The organism is Leifsonia aquatica (assembly GCF_014190775.1).
Taxonomy (GTDB): Bacteria; Actinomycetota; Actinomycetes; order Actinomycetales; family Microbacteriaceae; genus Leifsonia; species Leifsonia aquatica.
In genome coordinates this window covers 20,274-35,030 of record NZ_JACHVP010000005.1, presented here as the reverse complement: position 1 = coordinate 35,030, position 14,757 = coordinate 20,274, and the positions used below count along the sequence as shown (strand labels likewise).

17 protein-coding genes are annotated in these 14,757 nt (G+C 71.9%); 6 read left to right on the top strand and 11 right to left on the bottom strand.

Annotation, left to right across the window (positions count from 1 at the left end):
* Nucleotides 1-25: 25 nt before the first annotated feature.
* Entirely contained in the window at nt 26-691 is a 666-nt protein-coding gene (locus FHX33_RS18405) for a response regulator transcription factor (RefSeq protein WP_039923662.1), read from the top strand.
* Nucleotides 688-1,959, top strand: a complete 1,272-nt coding sequence (locus FHX33_RS18400) for a sensor histidine kinase (RefSeq protein ID WP_021764943.1) — start codon at nt 688-690, stop codon at nt 1,957-1,959. The genes FHX33_RS18405 and FHX33_RS18400 overlap by 4 nt, the downstream gene beginning before the upstream one ends.
* A gap of 21 nt (nt 1,960-1,980) precedes the next feature.
* Here FHX33_RS18400 and FHX33_RS18395 read toward each other — a convergent pair whose 3' ends face one another.
* Complete coding sequence (locus FHX33_RS18395) at nt 1,981-2,706, bottom strand: VIT1/CCC1 transporter family protein (protein ID WP_021762887.1); 726 nt, start codon at nt 2,704-2,706, stop codon at nt 1,981-1,983.
* Between the two features lie 96 nt (nt 2,707-2,802).
* On the opposite strand from FHX33_RS18395, the gene FHX33_RS18390 reads away from it, so the two are divergent.
* Together FHX33_RS18390 and FHX33_RS18385 are read left to right on the top strand one after the other, a co-directional pair.
* A complete protein-coding gene (locus tag FHX33_RS18390) occupies nt 2,803-3,180 on the top strand; it encodes an ArsR/SmtB family transcription factor (RefSeq protein ID WP_155829010.1) in 378 nt (125 codons plus the stop codon).
* Entirely contained in the window at nt 3,177-4,244 is a 1,068-nt protein-coding gene (locus FHX33_RS18385) for a cation diffusion facilitator family transporter (RefSeq protein WP_021762885.1), read from the top strand. The genes FHX33_RS18390 and FHX33_RS18385 overlap by 4 nt, the downstream gene beginning before the upstream one ends.
* Here the strand turns inward: FHX33_RS18385 and FHX33_RS18380 are convergent.
* From FHX33_RS18380 to FHX33_RS18370, 4 genes are all read right to left on the bottom strand, one after another.
* Nucleotides 4,225-5,319: a DUF1214 domain-containing protein gene (locus FHX33_RS18380; protein ID WP_021762884.1), complete on the bottom strand. Its 1,095-nt coding sequence runs from the start codon at nt 5,317-5,319 to the stop codon at nt 4,225-4,227. The genes FHX33_RS18385 and FHX33_RS18380 overlap by 20 nt on opposite strands.
* Nucleotides 5,316-5,582, bottom strand: a complete 267-nt coding sequence (locus FHX33_RS21770) for a hypothetical protein (RefSeq protein WP_021762883.1) — start codon at nt 5,580-5,582, stop codon at nt 5,316-5,318. Before FHX33_RS21770 ends, FHX33_RS18380 begins: the two co-directional genes overlap by 4 nt.
* A gap of 104 nt (nt 5,583-5,686) precedes the next feature.
* Nucleotides 5,687-6,466 carry a CPBP family intramembrane glutamic endopeptidase gene (locus FHX33_RS18375; RefSeq protein ID WP_021762882.1) on the bottom strand — a complete coding sequence of 260 codons (780 nt, stop codon included), beginning with the start codon at nt 6,464-6,466 and terminating at the stop codon, nt 5,687-5,689.
* A 221-nt stretch (nt 6,467-6,687) separates the two neighbouring features.
* Nucleotides 6,688-7,194 (bottom strand): GyrI-like domain-containing protein, encoded by a 507-nt coding sequence (locus FHX33_RS18370; protein WP_021756912.1) that lies wholly within the window; start codon nt 7,192-7,194, stop codon nt 6,688-6,690.
* A 112-nt stretch (nt 7,195-7,306) separates the two neighbouring features.
* Between FHX33_RS18370 and FHX33_RS18365 the strand changes: the two genes are divergently transcribed.
* Nucleotides 7,307-8,578, top strand: a complete 1,272-nt coding sequence (locus FHX33_RS18365; RefSeq protein WP_021756914.1) for a flavin-dependent oxidoreductase — start codon at nt 7,307-7,309, stop codon at nt 8,576-8,578.
* Nucleotides 8,575-9,081 (top strand): DUF3237 family protein, encoded by a 507-nt coding sequence (locus FHX33_RS18360; protein ID WP_183428835.1) that lies wholly within the window; start codon nt 8,575-8,577, stop codon nt 9,079-9,081. The genes FHX33_RS18365 and FHX33_RS18360 overlap by 4 nt, the downstream gene beginning before the upstream one ends.
* Here the strand turns inward: FHX33_RS18360 and FHX33_RS18355 are convergent.
* From FHX33_RS18355 to FHX33_RS18330, 6 genes are read right to left on the bottom strand one after another with little or no spacing between them, the layout of a single operon-like run.
* Nucleotides 9,078-9,545, bottom strand: a complete 468-nt coding sequence (locus tag FHX33_RS18355) for a DUF3237 domain-containing protein (RefSeq protein WP_021756919.1) — start codon at nt 9,543-9,545, stop codon at nt 9,078-9,080. The genes FHX33_RS18360 and FHX33_RS18355 overlap by 4 nt on opposite strands.
* On the bottom strand, nt 9,535-11,235 hold the full coding sequence (locus tag FHX33_RS18350; RefSeq protein WP_183428834.1) for a CocE/NonD family hydrolase: 1,701 nt from the start codon (nt 11,233-11,235) through the stop codon (nt 9,535-9,537). The genes FHX33_RS18355 and FHX33_RS18350 overlap by 11 nt, the downstream gene beginning before the upstream one ends.
* Nucleotides 11,232-12,146, bottom strand: a complete 915-nt coding sequence (locus FHX33_RS18345) for an ABC transporter ATP-binding protein (RefSeq protein ID WP_183428833.1) — start codon at nt 12,144-12,146, stop codon at nt 11,232-11,234. The genes FHX33_RS18350 and FHX33_RS18345 overlap by 4 nt, the downstream gene beginning before the upstream one ends.
* Nucleotides 12,139-12,945, bottom strand: a complete 807-nt coding sequence (locus tag FHX33_RS18340; RefSeq protein ID WP_051337037.1) for an ABC transporter ATP-binding protein — start codon at nt 12,943-12,945, stop codon at nt 12,139-12,141. The genes FHX33_RS18345 and FHX33_RS18340 overlap by 8 nt, the downstream gene beginning before the upstream one ends.
* Nucleotides 12,945-13,808, bottom strand: coding sequence for an ABC transporter permease (locus FHX33_RS18335; RefSeq protein ID WP_021764566.1), 864 nt, complete (start codon nt 13,806-13,808; stop codon nt 12,945-12,947). Before FHX33_RS18335 ends, FHX33_RS18340 begins: the two co-directional genes overlap by 1 nt.
* The gene (locus FHX33_RS18330; protein ID WP_021764567.1) at nt 13,805-14,755 is read right to left on the bottom strand and encodes an ABC transporter permease; all 951 of its coding nucleotides are present in this window, start codon (nt 14,753-14,755) and stop codon (nt 13,805-13,807) included. The genes FHX33_RS18335 and FHX33_RS18330 overlap by 4 nt, the downstream gene beginning before the upstream one ends.
* Between the last annotated feature and the right edge of the window lie 2 nt (nt 14,756-14,757).

Below are 14,757 nucleotides of genomic sequence, written 5' to 3'. Positions count from 1 at the left end.
CGAGGCGCCCGCCTATGCTGTGAGCGTGACGGAGAAGCCGCAGGTTCTGGTCGCCGAAGACGACTCCCGGCTCGCGGGGATGCTCACCGAGCTGCTCGAGTCCGAGGGCTACGACGTGTCCGTCGCGGCGGACGGGCAGCGCGCCCTGCACCTGAGCCTCACACAGCCGTTCGACGTCTTCATCCTGGACCGCGGCCTCCCCGTTCTCGACGGCATGGACGTGCTGCGCCGCATCCGGCAGAGCGGGCTCACCGTGCCGGTCCTCGTGCTCTCGGCCCTCGGCAACGCCGCCGACCGGGTGGAGGGACTCGACGGCGGCGCCGAGGACTACCTCGCGAAGCCGTTCGACATCGACGAGCTGCTCGCCCGGCTGCGGGTGCTGCGCCGGCGCGGCACGTCGAGCGCGCCGACCATCCGCTTCACCGGCGGCGTGCTCGACGCGAACAACCGGACCGTCATCCTCGACGGCGGCGAGCGCACCGTCCTCTCGGAGCGGGAGTCCGCGCTGCTCGAGCAGCTCGCCCGCCGGCCCACGCAGGTGTTCTCGCGCGCGATGCTGCTGGAGACGGTGTTCGCCGACGCCGACGACCCTGGCGTGGTCGACACCTACGTCCATCACCTGCGCCGCAAGTTCGGCCGGACCCTGATCGAGACCGTGCGCGGGCTCGGCTACCGCATGGGCGCCCTGTGACGACGGCCGACGACCGGGAGGTGCGGTCTGCGTCGAGGCGCCTGGCGATCCAATTCGCGGCGATCATCCTCGTGCTGTTCGCGCTGCTCGGCGTGGTGATCGTCGCCGTCGTCTCGGCCGGGCAGGCGGAGGCCGCGAAGCGCACGCTGGCCGACGCCTCCATGGTCGACTCGGTGCACGATGCGCCCCGCGACCTCCTGATCACCGTCGTGCCGTTGCCGGGGGCGACGGGCGGCGGCCCCGGTGGCGACCAGGGCACGCAGAGCTCCGACGGACTGCCGGACGGGCTGCCCGACGAGGCCGCCATCGAGCGCGTCGCCGCAGGCGGCGCGGCCGAGACCGAGACCATCACGGCGGGCGGACAGGACTACCTGACCCAGACGAACGTGCGCCGCGGCAAGGTCGTGCAGATCTCGTACGGCCTCGGGGAGCAACGGGAGGAGCTCACCCGGCTCATCGTCGCGCTCGTCATCTCCGGGGTGATCGCCGCCATCGCCGCCTCTCTCGTCGGCGTCTTCATCGCGCGCCGGGCGATGCGCCCGCTTGCGGAATCGCTGGCGATCCAGCGCCGGTTCGTCGCCGATGCGAGTCACGAGCTGCGCACGCCGCTGACCCTGCTCAGCATGCGGGCGCAGCTGTTGCGCCGCCGCATCCGGGATGCGGACACGCCCGTCCCGGCTCCGGTGAGCACCGGCGTCGACGAGCTCGTCGACGACAGCAAGGCGCTGGCCGAGATCGTCGAGGACCTGCTGACCGCCGCCGACCCCCGGCAGGATGCGGCGAAGGACCCGGTCGATCTCGCCGCGGTGGCGGCAGCCGTGGCCGCCGCGGCACAGGCACGGGCGCAGGGGCGGGGTGTGGATGTCGCCTCGACGTCGACCGGCGACGTGACGGTCGCGGGGGCGGCGGTGTCGCTGCGGCGGATGATCGTGGCCATCGTCGACAACGCCGTCGACCACGCCGGATCGCGGGTCCTCCTCGAGTGCGCGCGCGACGGAGCGGACGTCGTGCTGCGGGTGAGCGACGACGGCCCCGGCTTCGCCCTCGACTCCGGCACGCGCGTGTTCGAGCGGTTCGCCTCGGGGCGCGCTCAGCCGGCCGATGCCGGCGCGGACGCCGGTGGCCGGCGTCACTACGGACTCGGTCTCGCCCTCGTGTCGGAGGTCGTCACCCGCCACGGCGGAACGGTGACCGCCGCGAACGACGGCCTGGACGGCGGCGGTCGTGTGACCGTGCGGCTGCCGGCCTCGGACCCACCGCGGGCGTGACCGACGCCACCGCCGGGCCGCTCAGACGACGCCGGTGGTGCCCAGCAGCGCGCCGATCGTGAAGGTCGCCGCGAGGGCGAGCGCGCCGCCCACGACCACCCGCAGCATCGCCTTGCCGCGCGAGCTGCCGCCGATCCACGCGGCGACGTAGCCGGTGACGGCCAGCGCGACCAGCACGACGACGAAAGTGACCGGGATGCGGACCTCCGCGGGAAGCAGAATCGTCAGCAGCGGGAGGATGCCGCCGATCGTGAAGGCGACGGCGGAGGCGAGCGCCGCGTGCCAGGGGCTCACCACGTCGTCCTGGTCGATCCCGAGCTCCACCGACAGGTGCGCCGCGAGGGCGTCCCGCTCGGTCAGCTCGATCGCGACTTGGCGCGCGGTCTCGGGGCGCAGGCCCTTGGCCTCCCACAACCCGGTCAGCTCCTCAAACTCCGCCTCGGGCATCTCGGCGAGCTCGCGGCGCTCCTTCGCGATGAGGGCATGCTCGCTGTCCCGCTGGCTGCTGACCGAGACGTACTCGCCGAGCGCCATCGAGATCGCGCCCCCGACGAGGGCGGCGAGACCGGCGGTCAGGATGGCCGGGACCGTCGGCGTCGCACCCGCCACACCGACGACGACCGCCGCGACGGACACGATGCCGTCGTTGGCGCCGAGCACGCCGGCCCGCAACCAGTTCAGACGCTGTGCGAGCCCCTCGCGGTGCGGTTCTCCCGGATGCTGCCCCGTGCGGATCTCGTCGGTCATGGGCACAGCCTAGGCACAGGCGGGCATCCAGTGACAAGAAGCCGGGGCGGCCCTCACCCGTTTGCGTTGCTGCGTCTCTCCGTGTTTAATCTGCGTATGGATGCAGATAAGCCGATATGCGGACGTCTTCCGGACAGCCAATACGTGGAGCTCGCTGTCGAGGTGTTCGGGATGCTCGCCGACGCGACGCGCGTGCGCATCGTCCTCGCCCTGCGGGACGCCGGCGAGCTGTCGGTGAACCATCTCGCCGACATCCTGGACAAGCAGCCCGCCGCGGTCTCGCAGCACCTCGCCAAGCTGCGGCTGGCCCGCATTGTCGCGACCCGGCAGGAGGGCCAGCGCGTCTTCTACCGACTCGGCAACGAGCACGCCAGTCGACTGGTGACGGATGCGATCTTCCAGGCGGAGCACTCGCTCGGCGGCACCCCGCGGCACCACCACGCAGAGGCCGCCGGCGCCGAGGACTCGGCGTGAGCCATCCGCACCCGCACGAGCACCACGAGCACGACCGCGACGACCACCACGACCACGGGCACGACCACGGGCACGACCACGGCCACGGCCACCCGACCGGGGTGCGGGGCTTCCTCCATGAACTGTTCGTGCCGCACTCCCATGACGCCGCCGACTCGATCGACGACGCGCTCGAGGCGAGCACCGAGGGTGTCCGCGCCCTCAAGATCAGCCTCTTCCTACTGCTCGGCACCACCGTCCTGCAGGCCGTCGTCGTCGCGATCAGCGGGTCCGTCGCGCTGCTGGCCGACACCGTCCACAACTTCTCCGATGCCCTGACAGCCATCCCGCTGTGGGTGGCGTTCGTGCTCGGCCGCCGCGCCGCCTCCCGCCGCTACACCTACGGGTACGGCAGGGCCGAAGACCTGGCCGGGCTGTTCATCATCGCCGTCGTCGCCTTCTCCGCGGTCGTCGCGGCCTGGCAGTCGATCGACCGCTTCATCCACCCGCACCCGTTGGAGAACCTGGGCTGGGTGATCGCCGCCGGCGTCATCGGCTTCGCGGGCAACGAGGCCGTGGCGATCTACCGCATCCGCGTGGGTCAGCGCATCGGCTCGGCCGCCCTCGTCGCCGACGGTGTGCACGCGCGCATCGACGGCTTCACCTCCCTCGCCGTGGTCCTGGGCGCGCTCGGCGTCATGCTCGGCTTCCCCCTGGCAGACCCGATCGTCGGACTGCTCATCTCGGCGGCGATCATCGTCCTGCTGTGGGGCACCGTGCGCAGCATCGGCCGGCGCCTCCTCGACGGCATCGAGCCCGACCTCGTCGACCGCCTGGAACACGCCCTGGAGGACACTGCGGGAGTCACCGCGGTGCCCCGCGTCCAGCTGCGCTGGGTCGGCCACCGCCTGCACGGCTCGGCGCAGCTCGTCGTCGGCGCGACCTCCCTCGCGGACGCTCAGCACATCGCAGAGGCCGCGCGGACACACGCGACCGCGCACCTCCGCAATCTCGACGAGCTGCAGCTGGAGGTCGCCGGACCCGCGCAGGACTCGTGGGCCTCCTTTAACGACCGACCGCGGTGATGTCGCCGAGCGTCCACGAGCGGTCGAAGTACCCCTCGAGCGGCCCGTAGAAGCGGAAGTACGAGAACCAGTGCCGGCCGGGGATGGTCTTCACCCAGTTGCTCTCCCCCGACGGCGGCGGGGTGGGTCCGAAGTACAGGTCCACCGAGCCGTCGTCGTTCACCTGCAGATCGGCGTCGCGCGACCCGCGGTCGCCTCGCTGCTGGTCCGTGTCGATGAGGCACCGCGTGGCGGCGTCGTAGACGGTCGCCGACCAGAAGAGCTTCGCCGGCACGTCCGCCGGGACGTGGAGCGTGTAGTCCGCGCCGCCGTCGAGCCAGTCGCCCGCGCCGTCGGTGTACGCGCCGAGGTAGGCCTGGCCGACGCCCGGCGTGCGGCTCTTCATCGCCTCCGAGAAGCTCACGGCCTCGTAGAACCAGGAGGCGCGCTCCAGCAGTTCGTCGTATCCATCGCCGCGCTGTGCCGAGTTGTCCAGCACGATCGCCTGCTCCCAGCGGCGGTCCGGCCAGTACGGCCCCTGGTCGAAGCGCTTGGCGAAAGTGTTCGCCTTCGCCATCAGCTCACCCGCGGCGGAGGCCTCGGTGAGGATGCCCTGCAGCCGGGCATCGGGAGCGAACGGCTTGCCCTTCTCGATCCCCAGCTGCTTCAGCATCGCCAGGTAGAAGCGGTCGCGCTCGTCCACGACCTCGGACTGGTAGAAGGCGTGCAGGAGTCGCCAGTAGTCGAGGCCCCCGGGCTGATCGCCGGTCCACGCGCGTCCGTTCGGCGACACGATGCGCGTCGGGCGCGGATCGTCGCGTTCCGCGTACGGGTAGATCCGCACGGCATCGACGAGAGCCTCCGAGCGCGCCGGGTCCGGGTCCAGGGTGCGGAACCCGAACATGATGTTCACTCCGCTGGAGTGCATCACCCGGATGTCAGGGTCGACACCGTCGGGCACATCGACGCCCGGGGCGAGCACGAGCGTGCGTCCGCCCTCCCCCTTGTCGGGCCCCATCTCGCCGAGGGCGCCCGTCTCGCGTTGCCAGAAGTCGGAGACGCCGCCCGCTGTCGGACCGGCAGGCAGCTCGATCACCAGCGGGCCGGTCTCGCCAGGTCGAAGAAGTTCAGGATGTAGGGGGTCGTCGCGTTCGCGGTGATGAGACCCAGCCGGTCCCGGTAGCTGAGATACCGCACGAGATCGCTGCTGGTCGCACCGAACACGTCGTAGTGCTGCGTCTTCCACTGCGCGTACGAGACGGCGGGGAGCGCCCACAGGTAGACCTGGCACGCCAGCTGATAGTCGAGTTCGTCGAAGACCGTGCCGACGTCCTCCCGGGCCGGCAGCTCGCCGTCCATCCGAACGTTCGCAAGTCGTCCCGGCAATCCCGGCATGGCTGTCCCTTCGTCGGTGTGCGTCCATCCTCTCGTCCGCCGAGAGGCCCGTCGAGAGGGCAGATCGGTTACGCGGCCACCCGCACGGCCGGCGCCGCCGCCTCCGTCGTCTTCTCGTCCGCCCCCTTGATCACCCAGTAGACGACCGCCAGCGCGAGGACGCCGACCACCGGTGCGAGGAAGCTGGCGTACGCGACGCCGAGCGGCGCGTGGCCGACCGCGAACACCGAGACGTCCCACAAGCCGTGCAGCAGCATCGCCCAGATCAGGGAGCCGGTCACCCGGCGAACGATGTAGAACGCGGTGCCGGAGGCGAACGCCATCAGCACCTGCACGAGCGTGCTGCCGAGCGGCGCCCCCAGCGCGGCGTTGACCAGGTGCATGAGACCGAAGAGCGCGCCCGAGAGGAACCACGCCCAGCCCTCGTTCAGCCGCGAGCGGAAGGCGGTGAGCACCAGACCGCGCGCCATGAGCTCCTCGTTGAACCCGACCAGGACGCCGAGCGCGACGAGCGCGAGGACGAATGAGGCGTCGACCGTCGACCAGTCGGTCGTGAAGATGTTCGCGAGCGCCACGAGGAACATGACGATCGGCACGAAGATCGGCCACTTGTGGTGCGAGCGCTTCCGCTCGAACAGCGCGGGCCGCCACCACCCGAGGATCGACGTGGTGATCGCCAGCAGCACCGCCGCGACCGCGAGATCGACGACCGCGCCCTTCCAGGTCTCCTCGGCCGAAGCGCCGATGCGGGTGTAGGGGACGCCCATGAGTTTCGTGACCAGGTAGATCACGACGACGTAACCGGCCCAGATCGCGAAGCCGATCCAGAGGCGGGGGCGGATGCGCATGCGCACGTCCTTTCGGCCAGCCCTTTCGAGCCGCCGCGGGCGCGGGCAGTCGGGGTCCTCCGGGCTTTCGTCCTGTCAGACGATAGCGGACGCGGGTGACGCGCGGCCACGACTGCGGTGCGGAGGTACGACTGCGCCTGCGCGAGCGGGCGCGGTCGTACCGCGGGACCGCAGTCGCGGGGTGCGGCGAGGGAGCGGGGCGCGGTGCGCGGCGCGCGCGGCTACGAGCGCGTGAGGAACGCGAGCTCGACCACCCATCGGGTCTTCCGCGGCTCGGTGCGCGGGTCGGTCAGGTAGATCTCGCAGCGGGAGGCGAAGGCCTCCCCGCCGGGATCCGGCCGGGTGTCCAACTGGAGACCCTGCTCCTGGACCCAGGCGTGCAGCGCACGGTTCGCCGCCATGGACTTCGCGCGATAGGCCAGCACGGCGTAGTCGCCCGCGGGGAGCACCCCGGCCTGGACCCGGTCGTCGGTCGCGTCGGACGAGCCCGCGACACCGACCTCGATCTGCATCTGATCGGACATGTCGACCACGTGGAGCCGCAGGAAGAAGGGACCCGCCGGCTCCACACCGTGCTCGTCGAGCCAGGCGATCAGCTCGGCGAGCAGGCGGTCCCGGTTCGACAGCATCGTCCGGAACGGGACGGTCTCGCGGATGCCCAGCGTCGGGACCGCGGGTCGGGACTGCAGTTCGGGACCGCTCACGACATCCAGCTCACCAGTGCGCATGCGGACATCCTCGCATGGCCGGTTTGTTAGTCGCTCTTGACTATCAATGGCGGGATTGATTAGTCTCGCCATCACCGGTGGCCGTGCGCCACCACCGACAGAGAGGTCGTTGATGAAGATCGCAATCGCCGGAGCCGGTATCGGCGGCCTCGTCGCCGCGCTCAGCCTGAAGCAGGCGGGGTTCGACGACATCCAGGTGTACGAGCGCGTCGCCGAGCTGCGACCGCTGGGGGTCGGGATCAACCTGCTCCCGCACGCCATGCGCGAGCTCACCGAGCTGGGACTCGCCGACGCCGTCTCCGCGATCGGCACGGCTCCCGCCGAGCTCAGCTACCACAACCGGTTCGGTCAGCGGATCTGGTCGGAGCCGCGGGGCGTGGCGGCGGGATACTCCTGGCCGCAGCTGTCGGTGCATCGCGGGCGGCTGCAGATGCTGCTCGTCGACGCGGTGCGGGAGCGTCTCGGTGCGGACGCGATCCGGCTGGGCCACTCGGTGCGCTCCGTCACGACCGCCGGCGGGACCGCGCACGCGGTCTTCCACCACGACGGCTCCCCGGTGGAGGTCGACGCCGACGTGTTCGTGGCCGCGGACGGCATCAACTCGGCGGTCCGCCGGCGACGGCACCCCGAGGAGGGCGAGCCGGTGTGGAACGGGCTCATCCTCTGGCGCGGGACGGCACGCGTCCCCGCCTTCCTCGACGGGCGCACCATGATCATGGCGGGCGACGACGAGCAGAAGTTCGTCGCCTACCCGCTGAGCGCGCCGGACGCCGACGGCCTGATCACCGTGAACTTCATCGCCGAGATCCGCACCGACGGCACACGGCCGGCAGGCGCGGACTGGAACCGACCGGTGGCGGCCGCGCCGATCGTGGAGCTGTTCCGCGACTGGACGTTCGACTGGCTCGACGTGCCGGGGGTGATCGCGAGCGCCGACGAGATCCTCGAGTACCCGATGGTCGACCGCAACCCCCTCGACCGCTGGACGGAGGGGCGCTCGACCCTGCTGGGCGACGCCGCCCACGCGATGTACCCGAACGGCTCCAACGGCGCCTCGCAGGCCATCATCGACGCGCGCACGCTGGCGTACGAACTCGCCACCGCCGGTGACGTCGACGCGGCCCTCGCCGCCTACGACGAGCGCCGACGCCCGGCGACGGCCGCACTGCTCGAGCTCACCCGGCAGCAGGGGCCCGAGCGCGTGATGGTCCTGGCCCGGGAGCGCGCACCGCAGGGCTTCGAGCGGATCGAGGACGTCCTCTCGCCGGCCGAGCTGACCGAGATCGCGACGGGCTACAAGCGCGCCGCAGGATTCGACCCGGCGACGCTCAACACCCGGCCGTCGCTCAGCCCGGCCGTCGCCCGGACGGACGCCCGGCTGTGAGCCGCCCCCTCCCTGTCCCCACCCTGCAGGCCGCCTTCGAGGTGCGCGTCGAACTCGGCGCCGCCGAGGACCACGGGCTCACCGGGGCGGGCCGGCGCCGCGTCGTGCCGATCGTCGGAGGGACGGTCGACGGCAGCACGGTCGACGGCAGCACGGTCGACGGCAGCACGGTCGACGGCGGCTTCACGGGCCGCATCCTCCCGGGCGGCGCCGACTGGCAGCTCATCCGGCCGGACGGCACGATCGAGATCGACGCGCGCTGCTCGGCCCGGAGCGCGGACGGCGAGCTGCTCTACGTCCGCGCCACCGGCGTCCGCGCCGGCGACGACGCGGTGCTGCAGGCGCTCGGCCGCGGGGAGGACGTGGACCCGGCCTCCTATTACTTCCGCACGTTCCTGTCGTTCGAGTCGGCCGCGCGGCCCGAGCTCACGAAGCGCCTGTTCGTCGCATCGTGCGCCCGGGAGGCCGAGAGCATCCGCTACACCGCGTACCGCATCGACTAGAGGACCAGGAAGAAGCGGATCCTGATCTGCCCCTCCTCGTCGCGGGCGAGCCCCACGAACTGGTTCTCCGCCAGCCAGCGGTGCTGCGCGGCGTCTGTCTGGAACCGGGGCGCGGTGCGGAAGTAGTAGAGCGACTCGTCGACGGACTCCCCCGCGGCGACCCGCGCCTCCACCTCCGCAGACGCCCGGTAGTAGCCGCGGTTGTGGATGCCGATCACGGCGCCGTCGTCGGCGCGCAGCAGGTAGCGGGCGTCGAGCTCGGTCGTGCCGCCCCGCTGCACGGACCAGTCACCGCCGCCCGCCAGCACCACGCCGTCGAGGCGCGGCCCGTGCACGGTCCCGCCGGTGATCGGCGTGAACCAGAGCCGCTCGTCGGCGCCGCGGCCGACGTGCCAGCCCTCCTCCACATCCACCCGCACCTCGAAGACGAACTCGAGTCGCGGGCCGTTCTCGTCAGGCGCCATGGCCGGTCTCCTTCGTGGTCGTCGTGCGCTCCGCGATCAGCGGATGGGCCGGTCCCGGGTCGTCGAGCACCAGCAGGTCGACCCGGAGGCCGTGGGGGCCGCCCAGGAGCACGGTCTGCTCGGTGGGGCGCACCTCCACCGCCGTCCAGCCGGACTCGTGAGTGCCCGGCTGCGGGACGAACTCCGGGAAGTCGCTGCTCTGCAGGTGGAGGCGGAGGCGGTGCCCGGCCCGGAGCCGGTAGCCGACGTGGCCCAGGTCGAGCGCCACGGTCAGGGGCTCCTCCGCCCGCTCGATGGTCGTCTGGCCGCGCGCGATGCGGAACAGCGTGCCGTCGGGCGCGACGTCGTAGAGGCGGGCGAACAGATCGGTGCGGGGTCCGGTGCTCACGACCGTCGCCGTGACCGAGACCGGCCCCGCGAGGTCGGTGTCGGTCGCCGTCGCGTCGCCGACGAAGCCGACCACGTCCGGCCGTTCCGCGAGCGCGCGCTCGTCGGGCGAGGAGAGGAGGAAGGAGAAGGGATCGGGCGCCGACGACGGCACCAGGTCGTCCGGGTCGTGCCGCCAGCGCGCTTCGGACGGCTCCGCGGCTTCCGTGGCGAGCGCCCCGTCGCCGTGCGCCCACAGCGTGCGCGGCGCCGCTCCGGCCGGCGGCCACACCGCCGAGTGCCGGTAGCCCTCCGTTCCGGCGAGGTTCCACCGCACGCGCGGGATCGACTCCGGCGCACCCGCGCCGCGCACGAACACGTCGAAGAACTCCAGGGCAGGGTCGAGGTAGGCCGGGAGCATCTCCCGAGTCTCCTCCAGGGTGCGCTCGCCTCCGCGGTAGCCGAACGGGTAGTTCTCGTGGTCGATCGACTCGAGCAGCAGGAACTCGTTCTGGCGCCAGGCCGGCCGGCGCGCGATCGTCTCGTGGTCGTGCCACGACCACGGCGCGCAGTTGTCCCACGAGCCGATGGTATTGAGCACGGGCACCGCGGGGGCGTCGAACGGGCTCCCGTCCCGGAACCGCGGCAGGATCACCGGGTGCGGGTACCAGAGGTCGAACGACGCCGACCGGGTGCCCACCTCGCGCTGGAACTCCTCGAGGTCGCGCACGTACGGCCGCTCGGACCAGTCCGGCTCCCAGAGGTACGTCTCCTGCGAGTGGAAGTGGGTGAGCGGGTAGAGCAGGATGATCGCCATCTCCACATCCCGCCGCCGCGACCCGGGCTCGGCCGTCGGGAACTCGCCCAGGCGCGTGCCGGTGACCCGGGGCGCGATCGCCTTGAGCGCGGGATGCGCGGACGCAGCGGCGGCCCACTGGGTGTAGCCGTAGTAGGAGTCGCCCCACATCGCCACGGCCCCGTCGGACCACGACTGCCGCGACACCCATTCGATGGTGTCGTAGCCGTCGTCGGCCTCGTTGACGAACAGCAGCGCCTGCCCCTCCGAGCGGAACTTGCCGCGCACATCCTGGGCGACGACCCGGTAGCCGCGGCCGGTCATGTACTCCGCGACCAGCGGGATGAAGGCGTAGTCGCCTGCCTTGTCGTACGGCAGGCGGATGAGGATGGTGGGGCCCGGCGCGTCCGTGCCCTCCGGCAGGTACACGTCGGTGGCCAGGTGCACGCCGTCGCGCATCCGCACCCGGAAGCTGCGGGCCGCCGGCGGGATGGGTGCGGCGTCGATCCGCTCGTAGTCGATGCTCATGGCTGGGCGGGTGCCTCTCGTCGTGGATCGGATGCGGGTGCGGAGGAGGTGGCGGAGTGGGCGCCTCCGGGCGCGGCGTCCGGCTCGCCGCGGGCGCTCAGCCGGCGCGGGCGCCAGCCGGGGCGCGGGACGGACGCGATCAGCCGCTTCGTGTACGGGTGCTCCGGCCGTTCGAGCACCGCGGCGACCGGTCCGCGCTCGACGACCGCGCCGTCCTTCATCACGATCACCTCGTCACAGACCTGGCTCACGACCGGGAGGTCGTGCGAGATGAAGAGGAGGGCGACGCCCGTCTGCGCGCGCAGCTCGGCGAGGAGGGCGAGGACCTGTGCCTGGATGGAGACGTCGAGCGACGCGACCGCCTCGTCGAGCACCAGGATGTCGGGCTGCGCCGCCAGCGAGCGGGCGATCGCGACACGCTGCCGCTGGCCTCCCGACAGCGCGCGGGGCAGCGACGCCGCGCAACCGGGGTCGAGGCGTACCTGCGCGAGCAGCTCTCCGACGCGCGACGCGCGCCCGGCGCGGTCGAGACCGGTGTGCAGCCGCAGCGCCTCGTCGAGGCACGACCCGACGGACTGCCGGCGGTCGAGCGACTGATACGGGTCCTGGAACACCATCTGGATGCGCGACCCGCGCTGCCGTCGCACCGCTCCGCGCACCCGGCGCGTCGGGTCCCACTCCTCCCCCGCGACGCGCAGGCGGCCCGCGTCCGCGAGCTCCAGCCCGACGATCATGCGGGCGGTGGTGGACTTGCCCGAGCCGGACTCGCCGACCACGGCGAGGGAGCCTCCCGGAGCGAGCGCGAACGACACGTCGTCGACGGCGCGGAAGTCCTCGCGCCCCCAGCCGGCGTCGCGTCGCACGCTGAAGTCCTTGACGAGTCCCGCGACCTCGAGGATCGGCTCAGGCATGGGGTGCTCCCGTCGACGCGGTGTACCAGGAACGGGCCTGGATGAGGGAGATCGAATACGGGTCGCGTGCCTCGTGCTCGCGCCCCGGGGTCAGCGACTCGACGATCAGCCCGTCCTTCACGACGAGCAGGCGGTCGCAGACGGCGGCGGCCAGATCGAGGTCGTGGGTGATGAAGACCATCGCGAGGCCGCGGTCGCGGCGCTCCTCGTCGAGGATCGCCATCACCTCCTCCTGCGTGGTCACGTCGAGCGCGGTCGAGATCTCGTCGGCGAGGAGCAGCCGGGGCTGGGCGAGCAGCGCGGCGGCGATCATGACGCGCTGCAGGAGGCCGCCGGAGAGCTCGTGGGGCCGCTGCCGCATCCGCCGCTGGGGCGACGAGACGCCGACCTCGTCGAGCACGGCGACCGCCCGGCGCTCGGCTTCCCGGCGCGGCACCCCGCGCTCCAGCACCAGTGCCTCCGTGAGGAAGCTGCCGATGGTGCGCACCGGGTTGATGTGCGCGCGGGGGTCCTGGAACATCATCGCGACGTCGTGCGACCGGTACCGGCGCAGCTCGTCCGGCGTCATGTCCAGCACGTCCCTCCCGGCGAACAGCACGCGGCCGCTCGGGGTCGCCGTGCGGGGCAGCAGCCGGATGATGGAGCGCACCGTCAGCGACTTGCCCGACCCGGACTCGCCGACGATGCCGACGGCCTCCCCCGGTGCGACGGAGAACGACAGACCGCGCAGGATCTCGCGGTCGCCGGAGGCGGTGGAGATGCGCAGGCGGAGGTCCTGGACGTCGAGCAGCGGCGGCATCATCGTTCTCCGATCTCGTAGTGCTGGGCGAGGCGGTCGCCGATCAGGTTCACGGAGATGACCGTGAGGACGACGAGGGCCGCCGTGATCAGCGACTGCTGCGGGTGGCCCTGGATGATCGCCGGCTGGCCCTGGGCGATGAGGAGGCCCCAGTCGGCCGCGGGAGGCTGGAGGCCGAGCCCGAGGTACGAGATCGCGGCGAGATCGAGCAGCGCGTAGCCGAAGCCGATCGTCGCCTGCACGAAGAGGAGCGGCATCAGGTTCGGGACGATGTGGCGCACGATGATCGCGCGGGCCGGCATCCCCTGCACGCGGAGCGCCGCCACATAGGGCAGGTTGCGCTCCCGCAGGGCCGCGGACCGCAGCACCCGGGCGATCATCGGGATGTAGGTGATCGACAGGGCGACGACCGGCGCGACCAGCCCGGGGCCGAACATCGTGACCGCGATGATGGCGATGATGATGCCGGGGAAGGCGAACACGATGTCCATCGCGCGGGAGACGATCGTGTCGTACAGGCCGCCGAACCACGCGGCGGTGACGGCCAGGGCCGTCCCGACGACGGTCGCGATGAGCACGACGCAGGCGGGGCCGACCAGGGTCGGGCGCGCTCCGACCAGCACGCGCGAGAAGATGTCGCGGCCGGTGTCGTCGACCCCGAACCAGTGCGCGGCGGAGGGCCCGGCGAGCGCGTTCATCACGTCCACCGCGTCCGGGTCGTAGGGCGCGATCAGCGGACCGAGCACCGCCACGAGCACGAGCAGGGCGAGGAACACGATCGCGGCGATCGTGAGCCAGCCGATGCTCGACGCCCGGCGGACGAAGGGGAGGCGCCGCGAGCCGGCGAGCTGGGCGAGACTCATGCGGTCCTCCTCTGGGCGAGCCGGGGATCGATGGCCACGTTGACCAGATCGACCACCGTGTTGATGACCACGAAGGCGACGACCATGATCAGCGAGACGACCAGCACCACCGGAAGGTCTTTGCGCCCGGCGGCCTGGACGAGCAGGGAGCCGATCCCGCTGACCCCGAAGGCCGTCTCGGCGACCGCGGTCGAGGCGATCAGCCCGGCCAGCGTGATCCCGGAGACGGCGAGGATCTCGGGCGACGCGTTGCGCAGCACGTGGCGGATCACCACCGCGCTCCGGCGGACGCCCCGGCTCGTCGCCGTCTCGACGTGCTCCGAGTAGAGCTGCCCGCGGATGGCGCTGCGCGTGATCCGGGAGAGGAACGCCAGATACGCGCAGCTCATCGCGACGGCGGGCAGCGTCAGGTGCCAGAGCATGTCGGCCAGCCCTGTCCCGGATCCGTAGACCGGGAACCAGTCGAGCTGCTGCGAGAACAGCCAGATGAGGAACATCGCCACCACGAAGGTGGGGGCTCCCATCAGGATCGAGCCGGCGATGGTGACCGTGCGGTCCGCGATGCGCCCTGAGAGGGCGGCGACGATGCCGCTGCCCACGCCGAACACGAGGATCAGCAGGGCGGCGTACGACGTGAGGACCAGCGTCGTCTCCAGCCGCGGACCGATGAGGTCCGCGACCGGAGTGCGATAGACGAACGACTCCCCCAGGTCACCGGTGAGCAGGCCGCCCACCCAGATCAGGTAGCGCTGCCAGAGCGGCGCGTCCAGGTGGAACTGGTGGCGGATCTCCGCCAGCGTCTGCGCGTCGGGCCGGGACCCGCCGGCGAGGACCGCCGCCGGGTCGCCCGGGGTGAGCGCGAACGCCAGGAAGATGAGCACGCTGGCGATGATCAGCGTGACGGCGAGCGCCAGCAGCCGCTTGCCGGTGAAGAGGAGGACGTTCATCG